The sequence below is a fragment of the Xenorhabdus sp. Sc-CR9 genome (assembly GCF_963897815.1).
Taxonomy (GTDB): Bacteria; Pseudomonadota; Gammaproteobacteria; order Enterobacterales; family Enterobacteriaceae; genus Xenorhabdus.
This window is the reverse complement of the sequence record NZ_CAWQTY010000119.1, coordinates 1-10512: the sequence shown is the minus strand read 5'-3', so window position 1 is coordinate 10512 and position 10512 is coordinate 1. Positions and strand designations below refer to the sequence as shown.

Below are 10512 nucleotides of genomic sequence, written 5' to 3'. Positions count from 1 at the left end.
TCAATTATGGTGATCTAATTTATAAAAATCACATATGGCTGACCTTCCATAATTTATAGCGGCTATTTCTGATATGTCTAATATTTACCTCAAAAATTTCTGATAAATTTCGTTCGGTCATAACATTCTGCGGCATACCAGATACCAACAACTTGCCATGAGAGAGTAACCATACTCCGCTGGCCTGTTCGTAAGTGTGGTTAAGATCATGACTACTCAATATTACCGATCCTCCCAATGAGCAAAACTCTTTGATTAATTTATCCAAAATGGCTTGCTGGGTAATATCAAGATTATTCGTTGGTTCATCAAGCAGAAGTAGTTTTCCATTGGGATTCAACTCCGGCCATACTTGCAAAAAAGTTCCCGCCAATCTGACTCTCTGCCATTCTCCACCTGATAATTGTCCGGTCGGAGAAGAAAGTAACGGAAGAAGTTTCAATTGCTGGCAAAGCCTATATAGTACTTTTTCACTTTGAGCCAACGGGACTGATTCAGGGCGGAACATATCTAGATACTGAAAAACGGGCATGATGGGAGTAGATGCTGATTGAGAGAACCAAGCCCGATATTTTGCCAGTTCGTGTTGCCGGTAATCTCTCAAATTCCGATCAGTTAAATGAATTGTGCCACTATATGATAAAACCCCCGCAATAGCTGAAAGCAAGGTACTCTTTCCTGAGCCATTTAATCCAACCAAATGAATTTGCTCTCCAGCCATAACAGATGCAGACAGTGAACTCAGTCTGTTATCAACAGTCACATTATTTAGTACCACAATCGGCTGTACAGACACGTTATTATCCTCACCTTGTACGCCTCATATCTTGGTTTTCATTAGCTGGCACAGCACATATTTGTGTATATTTTTTAATAATGGCGCGTTCTTAATAAAAGCCATATAAAAATTGGTGCCCCTAACGTTACAGTAACAACACCTATCGGTACTTCCGCGTGAGATAATGTCAGGCGGGAGAATAAATCAGCCAGCAATAAACCACTCCCTCCCGCCAACGCACTGGCAGGAAGCAAGGTTTTATAATCTGTCAGGCCGATCAATCTTAAAATATGAGGGATCACTAAACCGATAAAACTTATCGCTCCGGCAAGGGCAACACTCAATCCAACTAATAATCCAACCACTGCAACAAATAAATTACGCCACTTATGATGAGATATCCCCAGCTGCCTGGCCTGTAACTCTCCAAGTGATAAATAATTCAAAATATTACCTTTGCTGCTTAACCATAAAATGGCGGGAAGCAATGCAATAACCAACCATTTTTGACGCCAATCAATACCACTAAAACTACCCATCATCCAATACATTAGCTGCCGGAGGTCTAAACTAGTGCTGAAATAGACCATCCATGTCATCATGGCTCCAAATATTACGCCAAAGGCAACTCCAATCAATAACAGACGCGCATTAGTTACTTGGTGTCTTCTGGCAAATTCCAACAGAATAGCAGTCATGAAAAGTGCGCCAAATACCGCACCTATACTCAATATCCATAATGGTGCCATACCATGAAAAGCAAGGATTAAACCGACCACCACAACGCCAGCACCATTGCTTATTCCAAGCAATCCTGGTTCTGCCAGCGGATTTTCAAACAAAGCCTGCATGATGGCCCCTGATACGGCCAAACTTGCACCAACGACCACCACCGCAATCGCTCTGGGTAACCTCAATTGCCAAATAAATAATTGAGCAGAATCTGATAACCATTGATCAGGCCAGAACCAAATTTCCCCAGCGCATAATGACAAAACGAATAGAATGGTGAGCAAAACAGATAAAATAACAACTATTTTATAGTTACGCTTTCTTTGGAATGTTATCAGCTCATAAACAGAAGGGTGCATAGTGATATGAGACCATTTAGGGAACAGGAGAAAAAGCATCCGATTTATAATCGGATATGAGAGATAAGAAAAAGACCGCATTACGCGGTCTTTTTTTATGTCTTTATTCTTTGGGTAAGGCTTTCTCCACCCGATTTTTCAACTTTTGGCCGGGGCGAAAAGTGACAACACGGCGAGCTGTAATCGGAATATCTTCGCCTGTTTTTGGATTGCGACCTGGACGTTGATTTTTGTCTCGCAAATCAAAGTTGCCAAATCCGGATAACTTAACCTGCTCCCCATTCTCCAAAGAGCGACGCACTTCTTCAAAGAACATCTCCACTAGATCTTTAGCGTCACGTTTGCTAATACCCAGTTTCTCAAACAGATTTTCTGACATTTCAGCTTTAGTAAGCGCCATAAGTTCAGTCCCTCAAGGATGCTTGGAATCGCTGTTCTAATGCAGCAACGCATTTGTTGACAGTCGCAGCAATTTCTTCTTCTTCCAGTGTACGCATGGTATCCTGCAAGATTAAGCTAATAGCAAGGCTTTTATAGCCTTCCGCGACCCCCTTACCACAATACACGTCAAATAAGTTTATGCCAACTATATGATTTACGCCAACTTTCTTACATTCAACCAGAATATCTTCTGCGGCTACATTTTCAGGCACTACTACAGCAATATCACGGCGGTTAGATGGGAAGCGAGAAACTTCCTTCATCTCAGGAATTACGCGGTCTACCAGACTAGACCATAATAACTCGAATACCACGGTATGACCGTTTAAGTCAAGTTTACGCTCCAGTTCTGGATGAACAACGCCAATATAACCAATATAACTATTTTCCAGATAAATCCCAGCACATTGTCCAGGATGTAAAGCAGGATGTTCTTCTGCCTTGAAGGAAATCTTAGATAGTTTACCTGTCAATTCTAAAACAGATTCTAAATCACCCTTCAAATCAAAGAAATCAACTGCTTGTTTTTCAATCGACCAATGCTCAACGAAACGGTTTCCTGCGATAACACCTGCCAGCATTAATTCCTGACGAATACCGTGTTCTGCTTGCTCATCCGGTACAAAACGCAGCCCTGTTTCAAATAAACGGACGCGATTTTGCTGACGGTTTTGATTATATGCAACCGTAGTCAATAATCCTGTCAACAAAGATAAACGCATTGCAGACATATCCGCCGAAATTGGATTTGGCAGGATCAATGCTTCTTGTTGCGGGTGAAGATGTTGCTGAATCTTAGGATCAACAAAGCTATAGGTAATCGCTTCTTGATAACCTTTGTCCACCAACATTGTTTTGACTCGTTTTAGCGGCAAATTAGCTTCGCGATGTGCAGTCATCACGAGATCAGCACGCAGCGGAACATCAGGAATGTTGTTATAACCGTAAACACGGGCAACCTCTTCAACCAGATCTTCTTCAATCTGCATATCAAAACGCCAGCTAGGCGCAACAACCTGCCAGCTATCAGTGTGTACGGTTACCTGACAGCCTAAACGAGCCAATATGTCAGTTACTTGTTCATCAACAATATGATGGCCGATCAGTCGATCCAATTTCTGACGATTCAGAGTAATCGTTGCTGGTTTCGGCAAATAAGACTCACTAGTAGCATCAACGACTTCCCCCGCTTCACCGCCACAAATATCAATCAACAACTGAGTGGCATACTCCATCGCTTTATGTTGGAGCTGTGGATCAACACCACGTTCAAAGCGATGAGAGGCATCAGTGTGCAAACCATAGCGGCGAGCGCGACCTGTAATTGCCAGTGGAGCAAAAAATGCGCACTCCAGCATAACATGCTGAGTTTCAGCGTTAACTCCAGAATATTCTCCGCCAAAAATCCCTGCCATAGCAAGTAATTGCTTTTCATCAGAAATGATAAGTGTTTCAGCAGAAAGTTCGGTTTCACTGCCATCCAACAGTGTAAGTTTTTCACCTTGCTCAGCAAAACGAACAATAATTGAACCATCTAAACGTCCTAAATCGAACGCATGCAATGGTTGCCCTAATTCAAGCAAGACATAGTTAGTAATATCGACAACTGGATCAATAGAACGAATACCACCACGACGCAGCTTTTCACGCATCCATAACGGTGTTACCGCTTTAACGTTCACATTCCGGATAACGCGTCCTAAGTAGCGGGGGCATGCTTCAGGTGCATCGACACGAATAGGAAATGTAGCATCAATGGTTGATTTAACCGTCTCAATCTTCGGTTCTACCATAGATAATTTATTAATAACTGCTATGTCACGGGCAACTCCCATGATGCTCAGGCAATCAGCACGGTTTGGAGTAATGCTGATTTCAATCGCATTATCATCCAACTTCATGTAATCGCGCAGATCCGCACCAATCGGAGCATCCACTGGCAGTTCGATAATGCCATCATTGTCATTAGCAATACCCAGTTCAGAAAACGAACACAGCATTCCTTCTGATGGCTCTCCACGCAATTTAGCGGCTTTTATTTTAAAATCACCCGGTAATACAGCTCCAACCGTAGCGACAGCGACACGAAGCCCTTGGCGGCAATTTGGCGCACCACAAACAATATCTAACAGGCGTTCACCACCGACATTGACTTTTGTGACACGCAATTTATCTGCATTTGGATGTTGGCCACATTCAACAACTTCACCAACCACAACACCGTGAAATTGACCGGCCACTTTTTCAACACCATCAACTTCCAAACCAGCCATGGTGATTTGATCCGACAATGCTTCACTACTAATGGCCGGGTTTGCCCACTCGCGTAACCAGAGTTCACTGAATTTCATGAGATATACCCGCCTTATTTAAATTGTTTGAGGAAACGCAAATCATTTTCAAAGAATGCACGCAAATCTGTAACACCATAGCGAAGCATGGTCAGACGCTCCATTCCCATGCCAAAGGCAAAACCAGAATAGACTTCAGAGTCAATGCCAACGTTGCTCAATACGTTAGGGTGCACCATACCGCAACCCAAAACCTCCAACCATTTACCATTTTTGCCCATCACATCAACTTCTGCGGATGGTTCTGTGAACGGGAAATAAGAAGGACGGAAACGAACTTGCATATTTTCTTCAAAGAAATTATTTAAAAAGTCATGCAGTGTACCTTTCAAATTGGTAAAGCTGATATTTTTATCAACAATCAGCCCTTCTATCTGATGGAACATCGGGGTATGTGTCTGGTCATAATCATTGCGGTATACACGTCCCGGCGCAATAATACGAATTGGCGGCTGACGATCTTTCATCGTACGGATCTGTACTCCAGAGGTCTGGGTACGCAACAGACGCTTTGCATCAAACCAAAAAGTATCGTGATCAGCACGTGCAGGATGATGCGCAGGAATATTCAGAGCATCAAAGTTATGATAGTCATCTTCAATTTCTGGGCCAGATTCAACAGAAAAACCCAACTCGCCAAAGAAAGTTTCAATACGTTCAATCGTGCGGGTAACAGGATGCAATCCGCCATTTTCTATACGACGGCCAGGCAATGAAACATCAATTTTTTCTGCTGCCAAGCGTGCATTCAGAACATCTGATTCAAGCTTGGCCTTACGCTCATTCAATGCTTCTTGGACTTCTTGTTTTGCCTGATTAATAACAGCCCCTGCCGCTGGGCGCTCTTCGGCGGGTAAGTCACGCAGCGATGACATCTGGAGGGTTAAATGGCCTTTTTTTCCCAGGTATTCAACTCGCACCAAATCCAACGCGGCAACATCCTGGGCTTCTTCTACGGCTGCTTTTGCCTTTGCAACCAGCTCAGTAAGATGTGACATCGTTTTCCTCTTCCTTTGGCCAGATGGCCCTTTAGTTGTTATCGACTATGTCCTCAAACTATTTCCTAATGAGGCCATAAAAATAAAAAAGCCTCCACACTGGAGGCTCAAGCGCTGTTTTTCGTGTCTTTTCTTACGCGCAAAGCCCCCTGATTTCAGGCGCTAAAGTAAAAAAAGAAACGAAAAAAGGCTAATTGCATCATTTTATTCTCTCCTACATCCCTTTCTGATCTGACCAGTGTTAATCTGACGAATAGTAAGCCATATTTTGGGAAAAAATAAAAGAGGGAGCAAGCTCCCTCTTTTAACCTGACTTATGCCAGAGCGCCCTTCGCTTTTTCAACCAAAGCAGCAAATGCTACTTTGTCGAATACAGCGATGTCAGCCAGAATCTTACGGTCGATTTCAATCGAAGCCTTTTTCAGGCCGTTGATGAAACGGCTGTAAGACATGCCGTTCTGACGTGCAGCAGCGTTGATACGTGCAATCCACAGTTGGCGGAATTGACGTTTACGCTGACGGCGGTCACGGTAAGCATACTGACCAGCCTTAATTACAGCCTGGAAAGCAACACGATAAACGCGCGAACGAGCACCGTAGTAGCCTTTCGCTTGTTTTAAAATTTTCTTGTGACGTGCACGGGCAATAACACCACGTTTTACGCGAGCCATATACTTCTCCTATCGTCTCTTCTGAGTTCTAATCTAAAAAAATCGCTTATGCGTATGGCAGACAAGCAACAACCAGGCCCAGATCACCTTTGGAGACCATGCCTTTTGGACGTAAATGACGCTTACGCTTAGTTGATTTTTTAGTCAGGATGTGACGAAGGTTAGCGTGCTTACGCTTGAAACCGCCGCTTGCAGTTTTTTTGAAGCGTTTAGCTGCGCCGCGTACTGTTTTAATCTTTGGCATTTTAATTTCCACTTCGCATTGTTAATTACAACGAATTAGTAAGGCGAATAGGCTCCCACCCAAATTTCTGGACAGGAACCTATTACTTGTTTGCCTGACTATTTCTTCTTAGGAGCGAGCACCATGATCATCTGGCGGCCTTCAACCTTCGTGGGGAAGGATTCGACAACAGCCAGTTCACTCAGATCATCACGAACACGGTTAAGCATTTCGATACCAATCTGTTGATGCGCCATTTCACGCCCACGGAAACGCAGGGTGATTTTAGCTTTATCGCCATCTTCCAGAAAACGAATCAGGTTGCGTAGTTTGACCTGATAGTCGCCTTCATCTGTACCAGGACGGAATTTAATTTCCTTAACCTGAATAACCTTTTGTTTCTTTTTCTGCTCTTTGGTTGATTTACTCTTCTCATAGAGGAACTTGCCGTAATCCATAATACGACAAACCGGCGGTTCGGCATTTGGGCTGATTTCAACTAAATCAACACCAGCTTCCTCAGCTTTCTCAAGAGCTTCTCTCAGACTGACAATTCCAATCTGTTCGCCATCTAATCCAGTTAAACGAACTTCAGAGGCGCGAATCTCTTCATTAATGCGATTTGGGCGCGCCGGTTGAATTCTTTTTCCGCCTTTAATACCTTATTCCTCCAATTGATGAAGATTGCGACTGCGTATTTCTGTCAGCAGTTTTTCTTTAAACTCACTGACGTCAATGCTGCCTAAATCCTTGCCACGGCGAGTACGGACAGATACTTTTCCTGACTCGACTTCTTTATCACCACAAACAAGCATGTAAGGCACACGACGCAGAGTGTGTTCGCGAATTTTAAAACCAATCTTCTCATTTCTCAAGTCTGCTTTTGCACGAATGCCTGCATCTTGAAGTTTTTTTACCAATTCCTGTACATAATTTGCCTGACCATCAGTAATATTCATGACAACAACCTGCTGAGGTGCCAACCACGTTGGGAAAAACCCAGCATACTCTTCTGTCAGGATACCAATGAAGCGTTCCAGAGAACCCAGAACCGCACGGTGAATCATCACAGGAACCTTACGTTCGTTATTTTCACCCACATATGACGCATTCAGGCGCGCTGGCAGTGAAAAATCAAGTTGCACAGTACCACATTGCCACGCACGATCCAAACAATCATATAGAGTAAATTCAATTTTAGGGCCATAAAATGCCCCTTCACCCGGTTGGTATTCAAATTCAATACCATTTTGGGTCAATGCTTCAGCAAGATCCGCTTCTGCCTCATCCCACTGTTTTTCCGTACCAATACGTTTTTCTGGGCGAGTTGATAATTTAACAACAATCTTCTCAAAACCAAATGTACTGTATACGTCATAAATCATTTTGATACAGCTGCTGACTTCTTGCAGGATCTGGTCTTCGGTGCAGAAAATATGTGCATCGTCTTGAGTAAAGCCACGTACACGCATCAAGCCATGTAAAGCGCCTGATGGCTCGTTACGGTGACAGCTACCGAATTCAGCCATACGCAAAGGTAAGTCACGATAGGATTTCAAACCCTGATTAAAAATTTGGACATGGCCCGGACAGTTCATCGGTTTTACGCAATATTCACGGTTTTCCGAAGAAGTTGTGAACATATTCTCTTTATAGTTTTCCCAATGCCCTGTTTTTTCCCACATGATGCGGTCCATCATAAATGGGCCTTTCACTTCCTGATATTGGTACTCTTTCAGTTTCGTGCGAACAAAAGTTTCCAGTTCACGGAAAATTGTCCAGCCATCATTATGCCAGAAAGCCATACCTGGCGCTTCTTCCTGCATATGATACAGGTCAAGCTGCTTACCAATTTTACGGTGATCGCGTTTAGCCGCTTCTTCCAAACGCTGTAAGTAAGCGCCAATCTGTTTTTTATCCGCCCATGCAGTACCATAAATACGCTGCAACATTTTGTTGTCACTATTGCCGCGCCAGTACGCTCCTGCCACTTTCTGTAATTTAAAATGGTGGCAGAAACGCATATTAGGTACGTGGGGACCACGGCACATATCAACGTATTCTTCATGATGATATAGCCCCGGATGATCATCATGGCTGATATTTTCATCCAGAATCTGAATCTTATATTCTTCACCACGAGCCGCAAATGCATCACGAGCTTCCTGCCAAGTAACTTTTTTCTTGATGACATCATAGTCTTTTTTGGCAAGTTCCAGCATGCGTTTTTCAAGCAGCTCAATATCTTCCTGCGTCAAAGAACGATCCAAATCGACATCGTAATAAAACCCATTGTCAATCACAGGACCAATAGCCATTTTCGTATCAGGCCACAATTGCTTAATTGCATGCCCCAATAAGTGAGCACATGAGTGACGGATGATTTCCAGGCCTTCTTCATTTTTGCTGGTGATAATAGCAAGATTGGCATCTGTTTCGATTAATTCACAGGCATCAACCAATTCACCATTAACACGGCCAGCAATACACGCTTTTGCCAAGCCAGCACCGATATCACGAGCTACATCCATTATGGAAACAGCATGCTCAAATTGACGTTGACTACCGTCAGGAAGAGTAATTACAGGCATTTAAAATCCTTATCTACAGTGGTGACCCACACGAAAGATCACTTGCATTAAATAAAATTCATCTTTAAACAATACGTTAGAAACAAGTTCTTGCTTCACTCCGCAAGATGTGTACACAGTTAAGATACAATATTAAAAAGTATCCGGTACATTTGCTCTGACTCGTTCGACATACTATCACACAGAGTAAGTGTTAAAACAGTTCATCTTGACATTAAATCAGGTTGATCAATTGGTTGGTTATTATTCTGACGAGAAATAAATCAAAGTCTGCTTCCGACGAGTATTCTCCAGAGAAATAACTATCTTGAAGATGAAGATACACCTAAAAATCCGGTCACTCATTCAATGCGTTGATTGACTCTAAATATAATATTCTCTTTCAATAAAAATACCGATGACTTTGTCATGTATTTCTGGCGATTTTGAATAACCGAGTGTTTACGATTCAATCGCTTAATCCGATTACAAAGATAGATTTTTAAGAACCTCACTTATAATAAATAAAATTATTTCTTGGATTCACATCATAAATACAATCAATAAAAATGTTTTTATATTCAAGCGTGACATTACCCACTAATAATATTTGCCTGTGATAAAAAATCGGGATAAGAAAATCTATATTTTTGATGGGTAAAGAAAAGATTGTGGCGGAAATCAAGCAGGAAACGCCTAATTGTCGTAAAGTGCGTTGCATTTTTCAACTCAAACTCTATTTTACTTTAGATGTGATGAAAAAACAGACTACTATTTGTAATCTGATTGCGTTTGAACAACACCAGATCGAAAACGGTATAAGGTACGGAAGATACCTTCTTTGAAGAGGATAATGGCTATATACTTTATATCTTGAAATCCAATGGGTATATTATATTGGGACAAAATAATTGAACTTATGACACTATTTACATATTTTGTCATGATATTAGCCTCTATATAATAATTATCAGCTAATTAATAAGATTCCAAAGCACGATACGCATTTTTCACTTTCCATAAATAACGTGGAGCTTGTGATGCAGGGTGATTATTTTGAACATACCGATAAAATTCATTTGGTGTCATTCGATTAATTTTATTAATCGCCAAAGCCCGGTTTGAATCAAACGTTCGTAATAATGCTCCTGCACCATTCACGTAAGCTAATATCGTTGCATAATACAACGTTTCTGTATTGGAAATACCATCCAAATGCTGTTTTTTCAAGATACTGATATAAGCGGTTCCAAGGTCAATATTAGAGCGTGTTGACCTTTGTTGTACATGTTTCAATCGACCCACATAGGGAGCCACATGATTGAAAATGCCAAAGCAACGAGACTTTCATAATTTCTTGCTAATTTGTCATACCGAGTAGCTACTGCT

At 42.0% G+C, this 10512-nt stretch carries 10 protein-coding genes, 3 pseudogenes and 1 other annotated feature; all 13 genes and pseudogenes read right to left on the bottom strand.

What is annotated here, in order from left to right; all coding sequences use genetic code 11:
- Positions 1-28: 28 nt before the first annotated feature.
- Positions 29-796, bottom strand: a complete 768-nt coding sequence (gene btuD / locus AACQ81_RS05900) for a vitamin B12 ABC transporter ATP-binding protein BtuD (RefSeq protein WP_237386579.1) — start codon at positions 794-796, stop codon at positions 29-31.
- Positions 797-870: 74 nt separating this feature from the next.
- Positions 871-1869 (bottom strand): vitamin B12 ABC transporter permease BtuC, encoded by a 999-nt coding sequence (gene btuC, locus AACQ81_RS05895; RefSeq protein ID WP_237386578.1) that lies wholly within the window; start codon positions 1867-1869, stop codon positions 871-873.
- A 103-nt stretch (positions 1870-1972) separates the two neighbouring features.
- On the bottom strand, positions 1973-2269 hold the full coding sequence (ihfA, locus tag AACQ81_RS05890; protein ID WP_038233943.1) for an integration host factor subunit alpha: 297 nt from the start codon (positions 2267-2269) through the stop codon (positions 1973-1975).
- A gap of 4 nt (positions 2270-2273) precedes the next feature.
- Positions 2274-4661, bottom strand: coding sequence for a phenylalanine--tRNA ligase subunit beta (pheT, locus tag AACQ81_RS05885; protein WP_237386577.1), 2388 nt, complete (start codon positions 4659-4661; stop codon positions 2274-2276).
- Positions 4662-4675: 14 nt separating this feature from the next.
- Positions 4676-5659, bottom strand: a complete 984-nt coding sequence (gene pheS, locus AACQ81_RS05880) for a phenylalanine--tRNA ligase subunit alpha (protein WP_237386576.1) — start codon at positions 5657-5659, stop codon at positions 4676-4678.
- Between the two features lie 81 nt (positions 5660-5740).
- Positions 5741-5863 (bottom strand) — a sequence feature (Phe leader region).
- Entirely contained in the window at positions 5815-5859 is a 45-nt protein-coding gene (gene pheM, locus AACQ81_RS19680; protein ID WP_443089535.1) for a pheST operon leader peptide PheM, read from the bottom strand. (Overlaps the previous feature by 45 nt.)
- Before the next feature lie 110 nt (positions 5864-5973).
- Positions 5974-6330 carry a 50S ribosomal protein L20 gene (rplT, locus tag AACQ81_RS05875; RefSeq protein ID WP_010847342.1) on the bottom strand — a complete coding sequence of 119 codons (357 nt, stop codon included), beginning with the start codon at positions 6328-6330 and terminating at the stop codon, positions 5974-5976.
- Positions 6331-6376: 46 nt separating this feature from the next.
- Positions 6377-6574, bottom strand: a complete 198-nt coding sequence (rpmI, locus tag AACQ81_RS05870; protein ID WP_006118955.1) for a 50S ribosomal protein L35 — start codon at positions 6572-6574, stop codon at positions 6377-6379.
- A gap of 98 nt (positions 6575-6672) precedes the next feature.
- A complete protein-coding gene (infC, locus tag AACQ81_RS05865) occupies positions 6673-7212 on the bottom strand; it encodes a translation initiation factor IF-3 (protein WP_237386626.1) in 540 nt (179 codons plus the stop codon).
- A 3-nt stretch (positions 7213-7215) separates the two neighbouring features.
- A complete protein-coding gene (gene thrS, locus AACQ81_RS05860; protein ID WP_237386575.1) occupies positions 7216-9144 on the bottom strand; it encodes a threonine--tRNA ligase in 1929 nt (642 codons plus the stop codon).
- A 363-nt stretch (positions 9145-9507) separates the two neighbouring features.
- A pseudogene (locus tag AACQ81_RS05855) lies at positions 9508-9617 on the bottom strand (IS1 family transposase); the annotation flags it as partial.
- A 484-nt stretch (positions 9618-10101) separates the two neighbouring features.
- Positions 10102-10392, bottom strand: a pseudogene (locus tag AACQ81_RS05850) (transglycosylase SLT domain-containing protein); the annotation flags it as partial.
- A 23-nt stretch (positions 10393-10415) separates the two neighbouring features.
- A pseudogene (locus AACQ81_RS05845) lies at positions 10416-10512 on the bottom strand (IS5/IS1182 family transposase); the annotation flags it as partial.